Consider the following 19,137-nt stretch of genomic DNA (forward strand, 5'->3'; position numbering starts at 1 on the left):
CGCCGCGCCCTATAGTCGGGCGACGACAGATGCCGGGGCTGGCGCGCATGCAGCGGATCGAGGCCGACTACCTGATGGAGACGCCGGAGGATCCGGCGCGCGTCGCCGCGATCATGGCGGGCGAGCAGTCGAGCGGCACCTTCACCGCCATTCCCGGCGAGACGGAAGCGGTGAAGGCGCGCGCGGCCGCGACGGTGACGCGGCTCGCGATCGTCGAGGAGACCACCGCCGGCCCGTCCCTGCCCTCTGCCGGGCTGGCGCTGCCGCCAGGCACGCGCTTCCGGCGCGCGCAGCTCACCCTGTCCTGGCCCCTGGCGACCGTCGGCCCGTCGCTGCCGAACCTCCTCGCCACCGTCGCCGGCAACCTGTTCGAGCTGAAGCCGGTGACCGGGCTGCGCCTGCTCGACATCAGGTTGCCGCCGGCCTTCGCCGAGGCCTATGCCGGACCGCGCTTCGGCATCGCCGGCACACGGCGCCTCGCCGGCGTGACCGGCCGGCCGATCATCGGCACCATCGTCAAGCCGAGCGTCGGGCTGACGCCGGAGGAGACGGCGGCGCTGGTCGCCGAGCTCTGCGGCGCCGGCATCGACTTCATCAAGGACGACGAATTGCAGGCAGACGGGCCGCTCTGCCCGTTCGAGGCGCGGGTCGCGGCGGTGATGCCGGTGCTCCACGCCGCGGCCGACCGCAGCGGCCGCATGCCGATGTACGCCTTCAACCTGACCGGCGAGATCGAGGAGATGCGCCGGCGCCACGACACGCTGCTGAAGCACGGCGCCAGCTGCATGATGGCGAGCCTGAACTCGGTCGGGCTCGCCGGGATCATCGAGCTGGCGCGCTTCGGCACGCTGCCGCTGCACGCCCATCGCAATGGCTGGGGCTATCTTAGCCGGCATCCGCTGCTCGGCTGGTCCTACCGCGCCTGGCACAAGATCTGGCGACTGGCCGGCGTCGACCACATGCATGTCAACGGCATCGGCAACAAATTCGCCGAGAGCGACGAGAGCTCGCTGGATTCCGCCCGCGCCTGCCTGGAGCCGCTCTTCCCCGACAAGCCCTGCACGGTGATGCCGGTGTTCTCCTCGGCGCAGGGGCCGCGCCAGGCGCCGGCGACCTATGCGGCGCTCGGCTCGGCCGACCTGATCGTCACGGCCGGCGGCGGCATCATGGCCCATCCCGGCGGCACGGCGGCCGGCGTGACGGCGATGCGCGAGGCCTGGCAGGCGGCGCTGGCCGGCGAAGCGCTCGAGGCCTATGCCCGCACCCGGCCGGCGCTGGCCGCCGCGCTGGAGCGCCCGGCATGAGCGACCCACGCCCGCTGCCGCCCGGCCCGCTGATCGCCTATTACGGCGACGACTTCACCGGCTCCTCGGCCGTGATGGAGGTGACGGCCTTCGCCGGGCTGGACAGCGTGCTCTTCCTGGCGCCGCCGACACCGGAGCGCCTGCGCGCCTTCGCCGGGTGCCGGGTGATCGGCATCGCCGGGACGGCACGGGCGCAGACGCCGGCCTGGATGGAGGCTGAGCTGCCCGCCATCTTCGCCGGCCTCGCCGAAACGGGCGCGCCGGTGCTGCTCTACAAGGTCTGCTCGACCTTCGATTCCGCCCCGGCGATCGGCTCGATCGGCACGGCGATCGACCTCGCGGCCGAACGCTTTGCCGGCTGGCATCCGCTGCTGGTCGCCGATCCCGGCATGGGCCGCTACCAGGCTTTCGGCCATCTCTTCGCGCAGGCGCAGGGTGCGGTGCACCGGCTCGACCGGCATCCGGTGATGGCGCGCCATCCGGTGACGCCGATGGACGAGGCCGACCTCGCCCGGCATCTCGCCCGCCAGACCGCGCGCCGCATCGGGCTGGTTGACCTGGCGGCGATGAAGGCCGGCGCGGCGCAGGCCCGGCTGGCGCACGAACTGGAGGCCGGCGCCGAGATCGTCTCGCTCGACGTGATCGACCGCGAGACGCTGGTCGCCGCCGGGCGGCTGATCTGGGAGCACGGGCCGCAGCCTATCTTCGGCATCGGCTCGCAGGGGCTGGCGGCGGCGCTCGTCGCCTGCTGGCGCGAGGCCGGGCTGCTGCCGCAGGCGTCCCCTCCGCGCCGGCCCGCCCCGGTCTCGCGGCTGATCTGCGTCTCCGGCTCGGTCTCGCCGATCACCGCCGGGCAGATCGCCTGCGCCGAGGCGGCGGGCTTCGCGGTGATCCGGCTCGACGCCGCCCGCGCCGTGGAGCCGCGCGGCTGGAAGGAGGCGCTGGACGATGCGACGCAAGCCGCGCTGGCGGCGCTCTCCAACGGCCGCGACGTGGTGGTGGCGACCGCGACCGGCCCGGACGATCCTGCGGTCGCCGGCCTGCGCGCCGCGGTCGCAGCCACGAGCAGCGACGAGGCGGCGGTGAATGCGCGCATCGGCACCGGGCTCGGCACCATCCTCGACGCGGTGCTGGCGCGCACGGGCCTGCGCCGCGCGGTGATCTCCGGCGGCGACAGTTCGGGCCGGGCCGCCGCCGTGCTCGGGATCGACGCGCTGCGCGCGATGGCGCCGCTGGCGCCGGGCAGCCCGCTCTGCATCGCCTCCTCGCCGCGCCCCGAGCGCGACGGGCTCGAGCTCGCGCTGAAGGGCGGGCAGGTCGGCGCCCCCGATTTCTTCATGGCCGCCAAGGGCTGAGGCGGAGGCGAGCCGCGGGCGATCGTGGCCCTGGCCGTCACCGGCGCTGACGCAGCCCTTGGCGGGCTTTGGGGCAAATGGCGCGCGCCGCTGTGGCGCTGGCCTGGTCTGCATCGCGACGCCGCCGCCATCGCGCGGATCATCCCGCGTCCTTCAACCCGGCATAGACGGCGCGGCTGAGATCGGCGGGGAAGCGGCCGCCGGCGGACATGCCTTCGAGCGCGGTGTTGGTGAAGGCGACCACGGTCAGGCGCTCGGCGGGATCGACCCACCAGGAATGGCCGTAGGCGCCGCCCCAGCGCCAGGTGCCCCCGGTTTCGGGAACGCCGGCGGCGACAGGATCCCGCAGGACGGAGAAGCCGAGGCCGAAGCCGAGCCCCGGCGATCCATCGATCGCCAGCGCTGGGATCTGGTCGCGGGCCATCTCGGCAACGAGGTCCGGCGCCAGCAGCCCCTCCCCGCCCCTGCGCAACGCGTCGAGCAGCGCGAGCGTCTCCGCCACGGAGCCGATCATGCCGGCGCCGCCCGAGGGAAAGGCGTCGGCGTCGAAGGCACGCGCCGGGTCCATCGCCAGCCCGGCCAAGCCCGGCAGGAAGGGCACGAGGTCAGGCTCGCGCATGCGGCGCGGGCGCGGCGTGTCGTCGGCATAGGGCACGGCCAGCCGCCCGGCATCGGCGACGGCGAAGCCGGTCTCGGCGAGCTTCAGCGGCCGGGAGACCAGATCGTGCACCGCCTCGGGCAGCGTCATGCCGGTCGCGGCCTCGATCACCGCGCCGACGACGTCCGTCGCGAGCGAATAGGAGAAGCGCGTGCCGGGGGCGAAGAGCAGCGGAACGCCGGCGAGCCGCCGCAGGTTCTCGGCCAGGGTGATGCCGGAGCGGTCCATACCGTCGGAGACGCCAGCGCGGTGCAGAGGGTCATCCTCGGCCTCGAAGAAGCCGTAGCCGAGGCCGGCCGTGTGCGTCAGCAGATGGCGCAGGGTGATCGTGACGGTCTCGCCGTCGAAGCGGGGGCGGAACGCCGGCAGCCAGTCGCTGACCGGCGCATCGAGCGCCAGCCGGCCGCGATCGACGAGGGCGAGCGCCGCGACCGAGACGAAGAGCTTCGAGACCGAGGCCAGCCGGAACAGCGCATCGGCCCGCATCGGCAGCCCCGCCTCGCGATCGGCGAAGCCGGCGGCGCGGCTGTAGAGCGGCTGGCCGTCGCGCAGCACGGTGACGACAGCGCCGACGATGCGCTCGGCGGCGAGCGCGCCGGCGATGACCGCGTCGAGGCGGGTGGCGAGACTGCTCGCAGGGATGTCGCTTCGGGTCATGGCTGGCCTTCCTTCGCGCTGGACTGAGGGGACGGGAAACCGTGGCGCTTCGCCTGCAGCGTCACGGCCAAGGCGAGGATGAGCAGCGGCAGCGGCGCCCAGATCAGGGCGCGCGCGCCGGCCACGTCGAGCAGCAGGCCGCCGAACAGCCCGCCTCCGGCGATGGCGAGGTTCCAGGCGGTGACGAGCATGGACTGCGCGGTATCGGTCGCAGGGCCGGCGGCGCGGGCGAGCGCCGTCTGGAACAGGGTCGCTGTGCCGCCGAAGCCGAGCCCCCAGATCGCCATGCCGAGCCCGAGGAGAGCGGCCGAGGCGCCGGCAGCGGCGAGCGACAGGCAGGCGACGATGAAGAGGGCGGTCGCGCCGAGGGCGAGGAGGCGCAGCCGGCGGTCGATGGCGATACCGACCAGGCCGATGCCGAGCAACGCGGCCGCGCCAAAGACGAGCAAGGCGAGATCGGTGCGCAGGGCCGTGCCCGTGCCGGCGAGAACCGGCGCGATATAGGTGTAGAGCAAATTGTGGGCGAGCACGAAGGCGAGCGTCACGACCAGCACGGGCCGGATGCCGGGCAGCGCGAGCACGGCTGCGGGCGAGAGGCGCGCGGCCTGTCGCTGCCCCGGAAAATCCGGCAACCTCGCCAGGACCCAGAGGATCAGCAGCAGCGAAAGCAAGCTCATCAATCCGAAGCAGAGGCGCCAACCGACGATGCCGCCGAGCAAGGTACCGGCCGGAATGCCGAGCGAGAGCGCCAGCGGCGTTCCCACCATGGCGACGGCGATGGCGCGGCCCTTCAGCCGGTCCGCCACCATGCGTGCGGCATAGCCGGCGATCAGTGCCCAGAGCAGCCCGGCCGAGACGCCGGCGAGAAAGCGGGCGGCGAGCGTCACGGTGTAAACCGAAGACAGCGCCGTCACGCTGTTGGCGACGGCGAAGCCCGCGATCGCCGCGAGCAGCACCGGCCGGCGGCGGAAGGCCGCCGTCGCATGGGTCAGCGGCACGGCCGCGAGCAGGGAGCCGAGCGCATAGACGCTGACCCATTGGCCCGCCAGCGCCTCCGACACGCGAAGGCTCGCGCCGATCTGCGGCAGCAGGCCGGCGGGCAGTGCCTCGGTGAGGATGGTGACGAAGCCGGCCATGGCGAGGGCGAGCAGCCCCGGCCAGGGCAGGCGATTGGCGGCGGCGGGAGCGACGATGTCGGATGCGGTCGATGTCATGGCCGGAGGTTACGGCGGCCGCGCCCCTGGATTAATTAGGGGTGAGTTTCGATCTCATCGGACATTGATGTCCGCAATTGAGACTTGCCATGGAGCATCTCGGCGCGCTCGCCGCCTTCGTCCAGACCGCCGATTCCGGCGCCTTCACCGCAGCCGCCGCCAAGCTCGGCGTCTCCTCCTCGGCGGTGGGCAAGGCGGTGGCGCGGCTGGAGGAGCGGCTCGGCGTGCGGCTCTTCCACCGCTCGACGCGCTCGCTCACCCTGACGCCGGAGGGCAGCCGCTTTCTCGATCGCTGCCGCAGGATCTTCAGCGAGATCGAGGCGGCCGAGCTCGAATTGTCTCAGGTGCGGGCGGCGCCGCGCGGAAAGCTCCGGGTCAGCCTGCCGCTGATCGGCATGCTGATGATGCCGGCGGTGATGGCCTTCATGCGCGCCTATCCGGAGATCGAACTCGACCTCGACTTCACCGACAGGCTCGTCGATGTGATCGAGGAAGGCTTCGACGCGGTGATCCGCACAGGCGAGGCGCGCGACAGCCGGCTGATGATGCGCCGCCTCGGCGCCTTCTCGCACAGAATCGTCGCCTCGCCGGCCTATCTCGCCGCGCATGGCACGCCGCGCCGGCCCGAAGACCTGCTCGGCCATGCCTGCCTGCGCCACCGTTACCCGTCGACCGGCAAGCTGGAGCGCTGGCCGCTGGTGCGCGACGGCGTCGATCTCGACCTGGATCTGCCGATGGCGGCGGTGGCGAGCACGATGGAGCCGCAGATCTGCCTGGCGGAGGAAGGCTTCGGCCTCGCCTGCCTGCCGCGCTTCGCCATTCGCCGGCAATTGCAGCGCGGCGACCTCGTCGCGGTGCTGGAGGATCACGTCCGCGACGTCGGCGCCTTCCACATCCTCTGGCCGGCGAGCCGCCATCCCTCCCCCAAGGTCGCGGCCTTCGTCGGCTTCATGGCCGAGACCCTGCTGAAGCAGGAGGCGGCGGCGCGCTGAGAGAGGCCGCCTGCCGACAGTCGCGGCGCTTTCCTTGCGGCGTTGCCGGTCAGGACCGCGGCGGCGGCAGTCAGCGCTTCACCAGCGCGCAGGTCGATGCCGCCAGCGGCTGGAAGGCCTGCTCGCCGGGGATGGTCGCGATCAGCTTGTAGTAATCCCACGGCGCCTTGGATTCCGAAGGCTTCTTGACCTCGTACAGGTTCATGTCGTGGACCATGCGGCCATCCGGCCGGATCGTGCCGTTCTTGTAGAACACGTCGTTCACCGGCATGGCGCGCATCGCCTTCATCACCGCCGCCGTCTCGTCGGTCCCGGCCGCCTCGACCGCCTTCAGGTAATGGACGACCGAGGAGTAGGTGCCGGTGTGCAGCATGTTCGGCATCGACTTGACCGTGTCGAAAAAGCGCTTCGACCAGGCGCGGGTCGCGTCATCGGTGTCCCAATAGGAGGCTTCGGTGATCGTCAGCCCCTGGGCCTCCTGCAGGCCGAGACCATGCACGTCATGGATGAAGCCGCCGAGCGTCGCCACCTTCTGGCCGCCCTGGGTCACGCCGAACTGGGCCGCCTGCTTGATCGAGTTGATGGTGTCGCTGCCGGCATTGGCGAGGGCGACGACCTTGGCCCGCGAGGACTGGGCGCTCAGCAGCGGGGAGGCGAAATCCGTGGTCCCGACCGGCACCTTGACGCTGCCGAGCACCCGTCCCTTGTTTTCGGTGACGACGCGGGTGGCCTGCTCCTGCAGACCATGGCCGAAGGCATAGTCGGCGGTGACGAAGTACCAGGTGTCGAAGCCCTGCTTCGCCAGCGCCTGGCCCGTGCTCTGCGCGATCGCGTAGGTGTCATAGGCCCAGTGTACGACATAGGGCCCGCAATTCTCGTTGGTGATCCGGGTCGAGCCCGGCGAGGAGAGCGTGATGATCTTGCCCTTGTCCTTGGCGATCTCGATCACCGCCAGGGCCGGCGACGACGAGGCGACGTCGAGGATGGCGTCGACCTTGCCCTCGTCGAACCATTTGCGCGCGATCGCGGCGGCGATGTCGGGCTTGTTCTGATGGTCGGCGAAGACGAGCTCGACCGGCTTTCCGAGCACCTTGCCGCCGGCCTCGTCGATCGCCATCCGGGCGGCGGTCACCGCGCCGATGCCTGTGATGTCGGCATAGACGCCGGACATGTCCTCGATCACGCCGATGCGGATCACGTCGTCCGAGATGGCGGGCGCCTGCGCGGAGGCGGCCGTCGAGACGGCGGTCAGCGCAGTGGCGGCGAGCAGGCCGAGCGCGAGAGGGGTGAAGCGCTTCATCGTTCCTCCGGATGGTCTTATTGGCGTTGGTGACCGCATGCGATCGCGCCGTCATTTTCCGGCAGGCGGCCCGGCGCGCTCAACGTTCGTCGCCGACATCGCAGGGCGGCAGATATGTGGCCTTCTGACAGCGGCCTTCCGCCTCAGCGCTTGGCGCGCGTGGCGAAAGCGGCCAAGCCGCGCCGGGCGTCCTCGCTGGTGAAGGTGCGCTGGCCGAGCTTCGCCTCGGCGGCGAAGGCCTCGCGATAGGGCAGGTCCTGCAGGGTCAGCGCGGCCTGCTTGATGGTCTGGACCGCGCTCGGGCTGAGCGCGGCCATGCGCTGCGCCAGCTCCATCGCCGCCGGCTCCACCTCCGCCGCCGGCACGACGCGGTTGATCACCCCCCTTGCCAGCATCTCGGCGCTGGAGAAGCGCTGCGCCGTCAGCAGGATCTCCATGGCGTGGGCATGGCCGATCTGGCGGATCAGGCGCACCAGCGTTCCGCCCGCCGGCACGAAGCCATGCACCGCTTCCGGCAGCTGGAAGACCGAATCCTCCGCCGCGATGCGGATATCGCTCGCCAGCATGAGCTCGAACCCGCCGCCGATGCACAGGCCGCGAATGGCGCAGACCATCGGCTTGTAGAGCGGCACGTTCTTGAGGTGAGCCGGGTCCCATTCGCTGATGTCGAAGCGGTCGCTCGCCAGCGCCGGAATGGATTCGGTCAGGTCGGCGCCGACGCAGAAGGCGCGCTCGCCCGCCCCGGTCAGCACCACCGCGCGGACGGCATCGTCCGCCGCCGCCGCGACGAAGGCGTCGCCGAGGTCGCGATACATCGCCAGCGAGAGCGCGTTGAGCTTGTCGGGCCGCGCGATGCGGATGATCGCGACCGGGCCGTCGCGCGTGATCTCGATGGCCATCTCAGATCGCTCCGCCGTCGACCAGCCGCTGGATCGCGGCGTCGTCCAGGTTCAGCAGCTCCGCCAGCAGCGTGCGCGTATGCTCGCCCGGCGCCGGCGCCTTGCCGAGCGGGATCTCGCCGACGGCGGAGAGCTTGATGGGGGAGCCAAACATGCGCACGCTCTCGCCGGCGACCGGGATCTCGACGATCATCCTGCGGGCCGCGATATGCGGGTCCTCCACCACCTCCGGCACGGTCCGGATCGCGCTGAGCGGAATGCGGTCGCCCGCCATCGCCTCGAGTTCGGCCTTGCCGTAGGCGCTGAACCAGCGCTCCAGCAGCGGCGTGACCCGGCTCTCGGCGACGGCCGGGTCGAAGCGCTTCTCCATCGTATCGATCTCGGGATCATCGGCCAGATGCGGCTCGCCGAACATCTCGCAGGTCAGGCGCCAGAACTTGTCGGTGTAGCCGCCGAAGAAGACATAGCCGTCCTTGCAGGGGAACTGGCCATAGGGCCTGACGAAGGGATGCTCGTTGCCGAGCGGCACGGCCGTCTCGCCCCTGGTGGTGTAGCGCACGACCGCGTTCTCGGTGAGCGTCAGGATGGAATCCTGCTGCGCCACGTCGACCACCTGGCCTTCGCCGCTGCGCTCCGCGACGCGCAGCGCCGCCAGGGTTCCGATCGTGGCGTAGAGCGAGGCGGCGAGATCGCCGATGATGGTGCCGACGCGCACCGGCGGGCGATCCGGATAGCCGTTCATCGACCAGAGCCCGCCCACCGCCTGCCCGGTGTTGTCGAAGGCCGGGCGCGAGGCGTTGGGACCGGTCCGCCCGAAGCCGCTGATCGCCGTATAGACCAGACGGGGATTGTGGCGCTTCAGCTCGTCATAGCCGAGGCCGAGCTTCTCCATCGTGCCCGGCCGGAAATTCTCGACCAGCACATCCGCCTTGGCGACGAGCTGCTTCAGAAGCGCCTTGCCCTCGGGCGTCTTCAGATTGAGCGAGAGGCCGCGCTTGTTGCGGTTGAACTGCGAGAAGAAGGCGCTCTCCCCGCCGTCGGCCTCGCCCTCGCCGCCGACGAAGGGCGGGAAGCCGCGGGCATAATCGGGATCGGCCGGATGCTCGACCTTGATCACGTCGGCGCCGAGATCCGCCAGCAGCATGGCGCAGAACGGCCCGGCCACGACGCGCGTGATGTCCAGAACGGTGATCCCCGCCAGCGGCCGGCCGGGCGCATCCCGATTTCCCTGCCGCGATGCCTGCCCTGCCATCATCCCGTGTTCCTCTTCAAGCGACCGACCGGGCGGCCTGCGCCCGCGCGACCCGCGATTGCGTGCCCTTGCCGAGATGGCCGGACACGAACGCGCCCGCCGCGATCAGGGCGGGGAGATCGATGCCGGTCGACAGTCCCATGCCGTTCAACATGTAGACGACATCCTCGGTCGCGACATTGCCCGTAGCGCCGGGCGCGAAGGGACAGCCGCCCAGCCCGGCGACCGAGGCATCGAAGCTGCGGATGCCGGCCTCGATCCCCGCATGGATATTGGCCAGGGCCTGCCCGCGGGTGTCGTGGAAGTGCAGGGCGACGCGGTCGGCGCCGATCGCCGCGGCGACGGCGGCCGCGACCTCGCGCGCCTGCCGCGGCGTCGCGACGCCGATCGTATCGGCGATCGAAACCTCGTAGCAGCCCATCTCGACCAGCCTCTCCGCGAGCCGCACCACGGCCGCCAGCGCGACGTCGCCCTCATAGGGGCAGCCGAAGGCGCAGGAGACATAGCCGCGCACCGGCAGCCGGCCGTCCAGGCGCGCGACGATCGGCGCGAAGCGCGCGAGGCTCTCCGCCACCGTGCAATTGATGTTGCGCCGGGAGAACGACTCGCTCGCCGAGGCGAACACCGCGACCTCGTCGGCGCCGGCCGCGAGCGCCGCCTCGACCCCGCGCAGGTTCGGCACCAGCGCGATGAAGCGGGCGTCCGGAGCACGGCGCGCCGCGGCCAGGACCTCCGCCGTCCCGGCCATCTGCGGGACATGGCGCTCCGAGACGAAGCTGCCGACCTCGATGGCCCGCAGCCCGGCGGCGACGAGCCGGTCGACCAGCGCCGCCCGGACCGACGCCGGCAGGGTCACCGCCTCGGCCTGGAGCCCGTCGCGCGGCCCCACCTCGACGATCCGAATATCCGCTTGCATGCGCCGCCCACCGTGGTTTCCGCTCAGCCATGCCCGAGCCGCAGGAAAGGCGAAATGTAGATTTCATCCATGAAACCGGGCATTGAATAGAGGCCGGAACCATCACCCTCGCCCGCCGGCTGCGCTAGCAGCTGTCGGACCGATCCACGCGCGGCCAGACGGGAGTCAGGCATGGACCAGCTGAGGCGGGAGCCCGCGCGACCCGTGGCGGAAACCGACATCGTGGCGGGCTTCTATTCACGGATGCTCGCCCTGCTGGACCAGGGCGGGAACCCGTCCGGCTTCGAACAGCTCACCGTCGAGGCGCGTGGGCTCGAACCGCGGCTGCGTAGCCGGGTCGAGGCCGACATCGCGCTGGCCATGCGGCTGCGCGAACATGTCGAGCACAAGCTGAAGCGCGAGCACGAGCTGATCGCGCTGAACGAGACCGCCCGCGATCTCTCGGCGATGCGCGATACCGACCAGGTGCTGCAGGCGATCATCCGCCGCGCCCGCCAGCTCGTCGGCAGCGACCTCGCCTATCTCTCCGCCGCCGCCGACGATCGCAGCCCCCTGCATGTCCGCGCCACCGAGGGCGTGATCTCGGAGGCGTTCGCCAGCATCGTGGTGCCGCGCGATGTCGGGATCTGCGGCAGCGTCGTGCGCACGCGCAAGCCCTGCCAGTCGAGCCAGTACCGCACGGATGGCCAGTTTCACCACGACCCCGTCATCGACGCGGCGATCCATGGCGAGGGCGTGGTCTCGATCCTGGGCATTCCGCTCGAACTGGAAGCCCACATCATCGGCGTGCTCTTCGTCGCGGATCGCTATGAGCGCTCCTACAACCCGCAGGAGATCTCGATCCTGCAGTCGCTCGGCACCTTCGCCGCGCTCGCCATCGAGAATGCCCGCCTGCTCGAGGAGGGCCAGCGCGCCCTGGCCATGGCGCGCGACGCCAATGTCGCCCTGCGCACCAAGGCCGACGACATCGAGAGCGCGGCGGTGGCGCATGAGCGGCTGACGGAGCTCATCGCGCGCGGCGGCTCGCTGGAGGATCTGCGCCAGCGCGTCGCGACCCTTCTCGGCGGCGAGGCCGTGATCCTCGACGAACGCCAGATCGCCATCGCCGGCAGCCTGCCCGACGACATGCGCGATCACGGCCTGGCGGCGGCCATCCGCGAGAGCGTGCGGCTCGGCCGGTCGGTGCAGTTCGAGGCCGGTACGGACCGCACCACCATGGTCGCGGCCGTCACCAGCGGCGCGGTCCGCCTCGGCGCCGTCGTACTGGTGCGCGAGCGGCCGATGAGCTCGGCCGAGATCCGCACGCTGGAGCGGGCCGCGCTGGTCACCGCCATCGTGCTGCTCTCGCTCGAGCGCGTCGCCGAGACGGCCTACCGCACCGTGGCCGACATCCTGTCCGCCCTGCTGCGCGGCACTTCGGACCCGTTCGGGCCGGAGGCCGCGCAGGCCCTGCCGACCGGCGTCACGCTGTCCTGGCCGGTGACGATGCTGCTCGTCTCCTGCCGCGAGGGCTTCGCCGCGCATCTGCCGCCGGCGCTGCGCGCCGCGATCTCCGGCCGCCACACCATCGGCGCCGCCTTCAACGGCGACCTGGCGATCGCCACCGCCGGCGCCGACTGGGACGCGCTGGCCCGGCGGATCGGCGCGACGCTGCGGGAGGCCGGCCGCCACGACTACAACATCGTCGTCTCGCAGCCGGTCGCCGACATCGCCGGCGCGGCGCCGGAATACCAGCGCCTGCGCCGCGGCCTGGCCCTGCTGCGCAGCCTCGGGCAGAGCGGACGGATCGTGCCGGAGAAGGCGCTCTCGCTCTATGCGCTGCTCTTCGACGGCCAGGGCGAGGACGCGGCGCGCCAGTTCATCCACCACACCGTCGGGCGGCTGCTGGAGCACGATGCGCGACGCAACGCGCACCTTGCGGCCACCCTCTTCACCTATCTGGAATCCGGCCGCAGCCTGCAGCGCGCCGCCGACATGCTGAAGATCCACGTCAACACGATGCGCCAGCGCCTGGACGCGATCGGCGGCCTCTGCCCCGACTGGTCCGAGCCCAGCCGCAGCCTGGAGCTGCACATGGCGCTGCGCCTGCACAGGCTCAGCGAAATCCTGCCGGCCTGAGACAATGGAGGAGGCCCACGGCACGGGCGCCCGACAGTATGGCTCGGCGCCATTGTCGCTCCGGGAAGCGGCTGGCTAAACGCGGGTCATCGCACATGAACGGAGCCCAGCGCCGATGCCCGTCAACAGCCGCCTTCCCGGCTTCTACAAGCTGTCCCCGCGCGACCGCCTGGCGGAGGTCGCGCGTGCCTCCGGCCTCGCCGAGGCCGATCTCGCCTGCCTCGTCCCGCAGGATCCGGAGATGCTCGCGACCGCCGACCGCATGATCGAGAACGCGGTCGGCACCATGTCCATTCCGGTCGGCATCGCCGCGAACTTCACCATCGGTGGCCGGGACTATCTGATCCCCATGGCGACCGAGGAGCCCTCGGTGGTGGCGGCGGCCAGCAACATGGCCTCGGTGGCGCGCCTGCATGGCGGCTTCCACGCCTCGACGGACCAGCCGATCATGGTCTCGCAGGTCCAGGTCGTCGGCGTCGCCGATCCGCGCGCCGCGCGCATGCGCCTCTATGAGGCCGAGGCCGAGATCCTCGCGCTCGCCAACGAGCAGGACCCGATGCTGGTGAAGCTCGGGGGCGGGGCGCGCGCCATCGATGTCCGCATCGTCGAGGCGCGCGACGCCACCTATGTCGTACTGCACCTGCATGTCGACGTCCGCGACGCGATGGGCGCCAACGCCGTCAACACCATGGCCGAGGCGCTCGCCCCCCGCATCGGCGAGATCGCCGGCGGGCGCGTCCGCCTGCGCATCCTCACCAACAAGGCCGACCGGCGCCTCGCCCGCGTCCGCGCCGTCTTCGATCGCGACGCCCTCGGCGGCCCCGACGTCGTGGCCGGCATCGTCGACGCCTATCGCTTCGCCGCCGCCGACCCCTACCGCGCCGCCACCCACAACAAGGGCATCATGAACGGCATCACCGCCGTGGTGCTGGCGACCGGCAACGACACCCGCGCGGTCGAGGCCGGGGCGCACTGCCATGCCGCGGCGAGCGGGCGCTACACCTCGCTCTCGCACTACGAGGTCAATGCGGACGGCCATCTCGTCGGCACGCTGGAGGTGCCGATGGCGGTCGGGCTGGTCGGAGGCGCGACCAAGACCCATCCCGCCGCCCGCGCGGCGGTCAAGCTGCTCGGCGTCACCTCGGCGCAGGAGCTCGCGCAGATCATCGTCGCGGTCGGCCTCGCCCAGAACATCGGCGCCCTGCGCGCCCTGGCGGCGGAGGGCATCCAGAAGGGCCATATGTCGCTGCATGCCCGCAATGTCGCGGCGGCGGCCGGCGCGGTCGGCGACGAGATCGAGGCGGTCGTCGCGCGCCTGAAGGGCGGCGGCCATGTCCGCCTCGATCGCGCCGAGGCGATCCTGGCCGAGTTGCGGGCGAGCGCCTGACCCCCGCTGGCTGGCGCGCAAGCGCCGCCCGCCGCCTCGCCGGATGACGACCAGCGGCCCGACCCTGGTCGTCGTCTCGTGCAGCGCGCGCTGCTGATCGAGAAGCACCGCATCGGTGTCCGCGATCGCCAGCGTGCCGTCGGCGATGACGACCCGGCCGTGGACATGGCGGTTCATCTCCTCGACCAGCCGCGAGCGTCGTCGCGGCGTCGCTGCGCTGCACATGAAAGCGCCCGCCGGTCTGCGCGGTGAAGCGCAGCGCGTCGGAGAAGGCGTACGTGATCTCGAGCCCGCCATTGTGGCCCTGGGTCGAGCGCACCTCGCTATCGATCGGCAGACAGAAATCCGAGCGCTTCTGGCGCCAGGGCAGCCCCAGCACCGGCCACGGCCCGCCGATGTCGCGCTCGCGCGGCGCCTCCTCGGCGAAGGAATGGCTCAGCATCGCAGTGGTGTCCGGCAGGCCGGCCGGCGTGATCGGCAGCTGGCCGCGGATCGCATGACTGGAACCGGTCATGCACTCGTCGTAGCGCCGGAAGGCGACGAAGGGCGGCGCGTTCAGATCGCGGCGGAAGCGCTCGAACGATCCTGCAATGCGCAAGGCGGCCTGGTTCGGGAGCAGCGGGGCGTTGACCGTGAAGGCCTCGGACGCTTTCCCCCCCGGCTCGGCGGCTCGCGCGGGTTTCGTCGGCGCTGCGCCGCCCCCCATCGCGGTCACGATGCGTAATCTCCCGGCAATCGAGCTGGCCGATAGCGCGGCGCATGACACAAGGCTCGCATTCCGGATGCCGCGCCCGGCGCATCGCTCGTTTCGTCCTCCTCGCCGCCATCTCCGTCCTGGCGGCCTGCGGGGACGACAAGCCTCCCGAGCCGGAGGCGCCGGCCGAGGTTTCCGTCGTCCGGCCGAGTCCGGAGAGCGTTTCGATCGCGGAGCTGCTGCCCGGCCGTGTCGTCGCCCATCGCGTCGCGGAGATCCGCCCGCAGGTCGGCGGCATCGTCCTGACGCGGCTGTTCGATCAGGGCAGCGAGGTCGCCGCCGGCCAGCCGCTGTTCCAGCTCGATCCGGCCGTCTTCGCCGCCGAGGTCGACATGGCGGCGGCCGCCCTGAGCCGGGCGGAGGCCTCTCTCACCCGCGCACGGGCCCAGGTCGAGCGGGTCGAGGCCCTGCTCAGGACGAACGCGGCCAGCCGGCAGGCCCATGACGACGCGATCGCCGCGCGGGCGCAGGCCGCCGCCGATGTGGCGCAGAGCCGGGCGGCGCTCGAGCGCCGGCGGCTCGATCTCGGCTTCGCCACGATCCGCTCGCCCATCGCCGGCCGGATCGACCAGGCGCTGGCGAGCGAGGGCGCGCTGGCGGTGGTCGGTGCGGCCTCGCCGCTGGCGGTCGTGCAGCAGATCGACCGCGTCTATGTCGACCTGCGCCAGCCGGCGCGCCGCCTCGACGCGCTGCGCACGCTCGCGCGCAGCGGCGGCCCGGAGTCCAGCGCCCCGGTCGAGATCCTGACCGGAGACGGCGATGCCCATGCCGTCGCGGGCAGGCTGCTGTTTTCCGGCATCGCCGTCGATCCGCAGACGGGCGAGATCCTGCTGCGCGTCGAGGTCGGCAACCCCGATCGCGCCTTGCTGCCCGGCCTGTTCGTGCGGGCGCGACTGCCGCGCGCGCTCAAGCCGGCCGCCCTGCTGGTGCCGTTGCAGGCCGTGCAGCGCGACGGCAACGGCATCGCCCGCATCGGCATAGTCGACGAGGCCGGCAAGGTGGCGCGGCGCGAGGTGGCGACCGGGCCCGAGATCGACGGGCGCGTCGTGATCGAGAGCGGCTTGCGCGCCGGCGAGCGGGTGATCGTCGAGGGACAGGACCGTGTCCAGCCCGGCGCAACGGTCACCGCCCTGCCCTGGCGTCCCGAGCGCCTCGCCGCCACGCAGGCGCCGCGCTGATGGCCGCGTTCTTCATCGACCGGCCGGTCTTCGCCTGGGTGATCGCCATCGCGATCGCGCTCTCCGGCGCCATCGCGATCCCGCGGCTGCCGACGGAGCGCTATCCCGCCATCACGCCGCCGACCATCAGCATCTCCGCGACCTATCCCGGCGCCTCGCCGCAGGCGATGAGCGACGGGGTGGTCGGCCTGATCGAGCGCGAGCTCTCGAGCGTGCGCAACCTGCTCTCCTTCGAGAGCGCCACCGACATGTCGGGCACGGCGACGATCACCGCGACCTTCCGCTCCGGCACCAGCCCGGAGTTGGCGCAGGTCGACGTGCAGAACCGGCTGAAGACGGTGGAGCCGCGCCTGCCGCAGGCGGTGCGGCAGCTCGGCCTGACGGTCGAGGCGGTATCGTCCGGCTTCCTGCTGCTGCTCGACATCGCCTCCACCGGCGCCGCACATGACGAGGTCAGCCTCGGCGACTACGCGGTGCGCAACATCGCCGACGAGCTGAAGCGCGTGCCCGGCGTCGGGCGGGTGCAGCTCTTCGCGGCCGAGCGGGCCATGCGGATCTGGATCGACCCGGTGAAGCTCTCTGCCCATGCGCTCACCTTCGGCGACGTCACCACGGCGATCGCGCAGCAGAACCTGCAGATCGCGCCGGGCGCGCTCGGGGCCGAGCCGACGACGGCCGAGCAGCGTGTCACGGTGCCCTTCGCCGTCGACGGACGCCTGCGCACGCCCGAGGATTTCCGCGCGATCGTGCTGCGCGCCAATCCGGACGGCTCCAGCCTGAGCCTCGGCGAGGTGGCGCGCGTCGAGCTCGGCGCGCAGTCCTATGCGTTCGCGACGCGCTCGGACGGCAAGCCCGTCGCGACGCTCGCGGTCCAGCTCGCCCCGGGGGCGAACGCGGTCACGACCTCGGGCGCGATCAGGGCACGCATGAGCGACCTCGCCCGGGCGATGCCGGAGGGCATGACCTATTCGATCCCCTTCGACACGGCGCCCTTCGTCCGCGTCTCGATCGAGAAGGTGCTGGTCACCCTGCTCGAGGCGATGGCGCTGGTCTTCCTGGTGATGTTCCTGTTCCTGCAGAACATCCGCTGCACGCTGATCCCGGCGATCGTCGCGCCGATCGCGCTGCTCGGCACCTTCGCGGTGATGCTGGCGGCCGGCTACTCCATCAACGTGCTGACCATGTTCGGCATGGTGCTGGCGATCGGCATCATCGTCGACGACGCCATCGTGGTGGTCGAGACCGTCGAGCGGCTGATGGCCCAGGAAGGGCTGTCGCCGCGCGAGGCGACGATCCGGGCGATGGGCGAGATCACCGGCGCGGTGATCGGCATCACCCTGGTGCTCACCGCCGTGTTCGCGCCGATGGCGCTGTCGGGCGGCTCGGTCGGCGTGATCTATCGCCAGTTCGCGCTGGCGATGGCGGTCTCGATCCTGCTCTCCGCCTTCCTGGCACTGACGCTGACGCCGGCGCTGTGCGCGACCATGCTGCGGCCGCTCCCCGGCCATGGCGCCAAGACCGGATTCTTCGGCTGGTTCGACCGGCGCTTCGAGCGCCTGACGACGCGCTACACCGGTCTCGTCGCCCGGCTGGTCGGCCAGCCCCGCCGGGTGATGGCGGGCTTCGCGGCCATCCTCGTCCTGCTCGGCCTCGCCTTCGCCCGGCTGCCGTCGGCCTTCCTGCCGGACGAGGACCAGGGCTATGTCCTGACCTCGATCCAGCTGCCGCCGGACGCGACCGCCAATCGCACGCGTGCCGCGGCGGCGATCATCGAACGGCACAATGCCGCGCGCCCGGCCGTCCGCCACACGGTGAGCATCCTCGGCTTCGGCTTCTCGGGCTCGGGGCCGAACGCGGCGCTGATCTACACCATGCTGAAGGACTGGGGCGACCGCCCCGGCATCAGCGCAGCCGACGAGGTCGCGCGGATCGAGCAGGCGGCCCGGGCGATCCGCGAGGGCAGCGTCGTCACCATGCTGCCGCCGGCGATCGACGGGCTCGGCACGACCTCGGGCTTCGCGCTCAGGCTGGAGGATCGCGCCGGGCGCGGCTCCGCCGCGCTCGCCGCCGCGAAGGATCGGCTGCTGGCGCTCGCGAAGGAGAGCCCGGTCCTGACCGGGGTCTACGAGGAGGGCCTGCCACCCGGAAGCCGGATCCGGCTGACGATCGACCGGCAGAAGGCACAGGTGCTCGGCGTCCCCTTCACGGTGATTGCCGAGACGCTCGGCGCGGCGCTGGGCTCGACCTATGTCAACGACTTCCCCAATCTCGGCCGGGTGCAGCAGGTCATCGTGCAGGCCGAGGCTACGGCGCGGATGAACCTCGACGACGTGCTGCGGCTGCCGGTGCGCAACGCCGCCGGCCAGTCGGTGCCGCTCTCGGTGCTGGTGACGCCGGCCTGGGAGACCGGCCCGCTGCAGCTGGTGCGCTACAACGGCTATCCTGCGGTGCGCATCACCGGCTCGGCGGCGAGCGGGCGCTCAAGCGGCGAGGCGATGCGCGAGATGGAGCGCCTGGCCGGCCAGTTGCCGCCCGGCTTCGCCGTGGTCTGGACCGGCCAGTCCCTGCAGGAGCAGCAGGCCGGCGCGCAGGGCCCTCTCCTGCTCGCGCTGTCGATGCTGGTGGTCTTCCTGGTGCTGGCCGCGCTCTACGAGAGCTGGTCGGTGCCGCTCGCGGTGATGCTGGTGGTACCGCTCGGCCTCGTCGGCGCGGTCGCGGCGGTGATGCTGCGCGACATGCCGGACGACGTCTTCTTCAAGGTCGGGCTGGTCACGATCATCGGGCTCTCGGCCAAGAACGCCATCCTGATCGTCGAGTTCGCCAGGGTGGCGCGCGCACGCGGCCTGAACGCGGCACAGGCCGCGGTCGAGGCCGCCCGGATGCGGCTGCGCCCGATCGTGATGACCAGCCTCGCCTTCACCCTCGGCATCGTGCCGCTGATGATCGCCTCCGGCGCGGGCAAGGAGACCCAGCAGTCGATCGGCACCGGCGTTTTCGGCGGCATGATCAGTGCGACCGTGCTCGCCCTGGTCTTCGTGCCAGTGTTCTTCGTCGTGGTGACCGGCATCGCCGAACGTCTGCGCCGCGCGCGCAGCGCTCCGGCCGCGCCCGCTTCGACGACGACGGAGCCGGCGCAGCCGGAGCGGTGACGGG

14 protein-coding genes are annotated in these 19,137 nt (G+C 71.8%); 8 read left to right on the forward strand and 6 right to left on the reverse strand.

Features of this window, described 5'->3' with window-relative positions:
- Window positions 1-47 precede the first annotated feature (47 nt).
- Both ABE438_RS17970 and ABE438_RS17975 read left to right on the forward strand, forming a co-directional pair.
- Entirely contained in the window at window positions 48-1,304 is a 1,257-nt protein-coding gene (locus ABE438_RS17970; protein WP_346504039.1) for a ribulose-bisphosphate carboxylase large subunit family protein, read from the forward strand.
- Entirely contained in the window at window positions 1,301-2,659 is a 1,359-nt protein-coding gene (locus ABE438_RS17975; protein WP_346504040.1) for a four-carbon acid sugar kinase family protein, read from the forward strand. Before ABE438_RS17970 ends, ABE438_RS17975 begins: the two co-directional genes overlap by 4 nt.
- Before the next feature lie 139 nt (window positions 2,660-2,798).
- Here ABE438_RS17975 and ABE438_RS17980 read toward each other — a convergent pair whose 3' ends face one another.
- Together ABE438_RS17980 and ABE438_RS17985 are read right to left on the reverse strand one after the other, a co-directional pair.
- Window positions 2,799-3,974 (reverse strand): serine hydrolase domain-containing protein, encoded by a 1,176-nt coding sequence (locus ABE438_RS17980; RefSeq protein ID WP_346504041.1) that lies wholly within the window; start codon window positions 3,972-3,974, stop codon window positions 2,799-2,801.
- A complete protein-coding gene (locus tag ABE438_RS17985; RefSeq protein WP_346504042.1) occupies window positions 3,971-5,188 on the reverse strand; it encodes an MFS transporter in 1,218 nt (405 codons plus the stop codon). Before ABE438_RS17985 ends, ABE438_RS17980 begins: the two co-directional genes overlap by 4 nt.
- An 89-nt stretch (window positions 5,189-5,277) precedes the next feature.
- On the opposite strand from ABE438_RS17985, the gene ABE438_RS17990 reads away from it, so the two are divergent.
- Entirely contained in the window at window positions 5,278-6,180 is a 903-nt protein-coding gene (locus ABE438_RS17990) for a LysR family transcriptional regulator (RefSeq protein ID WP_346504043.1), read from the forward strand.
- A 70-nt stretch (window positions 6,181-6,250) separates the two neighbouring features.
- On the opposite strand, the gene ABE438_RS17995 is transcribed toward ABE438_RS17990, so the two are convergent.
- The 4 genes from ABE438_RS17995 to ABE438_RS18010 all read right to left on the reverse strand — a co-directional run bounded on the left by ABE438_RS17995 (window position 6,251) and on the right by ABE438_RS18010 (window position 10,547).
- A complete protein-coding gene (locus tag ABE438_RS17995; RefSeq protein WP_346504044.1) occupies window positions 6,251-7,480 on the reverse strand; it encodes an ABC transporter substrate-binding protein in 1,230 nt (409 codons plus the stop codon).
- A gap of 143 nt (window positions 7,481-7,623) precedes the next feature.
- Window positions 7,624-8,379 (reverse strand): enoyl-CoA hydratase/isomerase family protein, encoded by a 756-nt coding sequence (locus tag ABE438_RS18000; protein WP_346504045.1) that lies wholly within the window; start codon window positions 8,377-8,379, stop codon window positions 7,624-7,626.
- Window position 8,380: 1 nt separating this feature from the next.
- Window positions 8,381-9,634: a CaiB/BaiF CoA transferase family protein gene (locus ABE438_RS18005; protein WP_346504046.1), complete on the reverse strand. Its 1,254-nt coding sequence runs from the start codon at window positions 9,632-9,634 to the stop codon at window positions 8,381-8,383.
- Window positions 9,635-9,647: 13 nt separating this feature from the next.
- A complete protein-coding gene (locus ABE438_RS18010) occupies window positions 9,648-10,547 on the reverse strand; it encodes a hydroxymethylglutaryl-CoA lyase (protein ID WP_346504047.1) in 900 nt (299 codons plus the stop codon).
- A gap of 204 nt (window positions 10,548-10,751) precedes the next feature.
- Between ABE438_RS18010 and ABE438_RS18015 the strand changes: the two genes are divergently transcribed.
- The 5 genes from ABE438_RS18015 to ABE438_RS18035 all read left to right on the forward strand — a co-directional run bounded on the left by ABE438_RS18015 (window position 10,752) and on the right by ABE438_RS18035 (window position 19,133).
- Window positions 10,752-12,665 (forward strand): helix-turn-helix domain-containing protein, encoded by a 1,914-nt coding sequence (locus tag ABE438_RS18015; protein WP_346504048.1) that lies wholly within the window; start codon window positions 10,752-10,754, stop codon window positions 12,663-12,665.
- A gap of 115 nt (window positions 12,666-12,780) precedes the next feature.
- Window positions 12,781-14,052, forward strand: a complete 1,272-nt coding sequence (locus tag ABE438_RS18020) for a hydroxymethylglutaryl-CoA reductase, degradative (RefSeq protein ID WP_346504049.1) — start codon at window positions 12,781-12,783, stop codon at window positions 14,050-14,052.
- A gap of 115 nt (window positions 14,053-14,167) precedes the next feature.
- Complete coding sequence (locus ABE438_RS18025; protein ID WP_346504050.1) at window positions 14,168-14,776, forward strand: hypothetical protein; 609 nt, start codon at window positions 14,168-14,170, stop codon at window positions 14,774-14,776.
- Window positions 14,777-14,811: 35 nt separating this feature from the next.
- Window positions 14,812-15,984 (forward strand): efflux RND transporter periplasmic adaptor subunit, encoded by a 1,173-nt coding sequence (locus ABE438_RS18030; RefSeq protein WP_346504051.1) that lies wholly within the window; start codon window positions 14,812-14,814, stop codon window positions 15,982-15,984.
- Complete coding sequence (locus ABE438_RS18035) at window positions 15,984-19,133, forward strand: multidrug efflux RND transporter permease subunit (protein ID WP_346504052.1); 3,150 nt, start codon at window positions 15,984-15,986, stop codon at window positions 19,131-19,133. The genes ABE438_RS18030 and ABE438_RS18035 overlap by 1 nt, the downstream gene beginning before the upstream one ends.
- Window positions 19,134-19,137: the final 4 nt, after the last annotated feature.

It is taken from the genome of Allobosea sp. TWI1241, from assembly GCF_039673065.1.
Taxonomy (GTDB): Bacteria; Pseudomonadota; Alphaproteobacteria; order Rhizobiales; family Beijerinckiaceae; genus Allobosea.

Excerpts from the sequence above, each read along its gene's own strand:
- ABE438_RS17970 (WP_346504039.1), top strand. The coding sequence starts at position 48 with ATGCAGCGGATCGAGGCCGACTACCTGATGGAGACGCCGGAGGATCCG.
- ABE438_RS17975 (WP_346504040.1), top strand. The coding sequence starts at position 1,301 with ATGAGCGACCCACGCCCGCTGCCGCCCGGCCCGCTGATCGCCTATTAC.
- ABE438_RS17980 (WP_346504041.1), bottom strand. The coding sequence starts at position 3,974 with ATGACCCGAAGCGACATCCCTGCGAGCAGTCTCGCCACCCGCCTCGAC.
- ABE438_RS17985 (WP_346504042.1), bottom strand. The coding sequence starts at position 5,188 with ATGACATCGACCGCATCCGACATCGTCGCTCCCGCCGCCGCCAATCGC.
- ABE438_RS17990 (WP_346504043.1), top strand. The coding sequence starts at position 5,278 with ATGGAGCATCTCGGCGCGCTCGCCGCCTTCGTCCAGACCGCCGATTCC.
- ABE438_RS17995 (WP_346504044.1), bottom strand. The coding sequence starts at position 7,480 with ATGAAGCGCTTCACCCCTCTCGCGCTCGGCCTGCTCGCCGCCACTGCG.
- ABE438_RS18000 (WP_346504045.1), bottom strand. The coding sequence starts at position 8,379 with ATGGCCATCGAGATCACGCGCGACGGCCCGGTCGCGATCATCCGCATC.
- ABE438_RS18005 (WP_346504046.1), bottom strand. The coding sequence starts at position 9,634 with ATGATGGCAGGGCAGGCATCGCGGCAGGGAAATCGGGATGCGCCCGGC.
- ABE438_RS18010 (WP_346504047.1), bottom strand. The coding sequence starts at position 10,547 with ATGCAAGCGGATATTCGGATCGTCGAGGTGGGGCCGCGCGACGGGCTC.
- ABE438_RS18020 (WP_346504049.1), top strand. The coding sequence starts at position 12,781 with ATGCCCGTCAACAGCCGCCTTCCCGGCTTCTACAAGCTGTCCCCGCGC.
- ABE438_RS18030 (WP_346504051.1), top strand. The coding sequence starts at position 14,812 with ATGACACAAGGCTCGCATTCCGGATGCCGCGCCCGGCGCATCGCTCGT.
- ABE438_RS18035 (WP_346504052.1), top strand. The coding sequence starts at position 15,984 with ATGGCCGCGTTCTTCATCGACCGGCCGGTCTTCGCCTGGGTGATCGCC.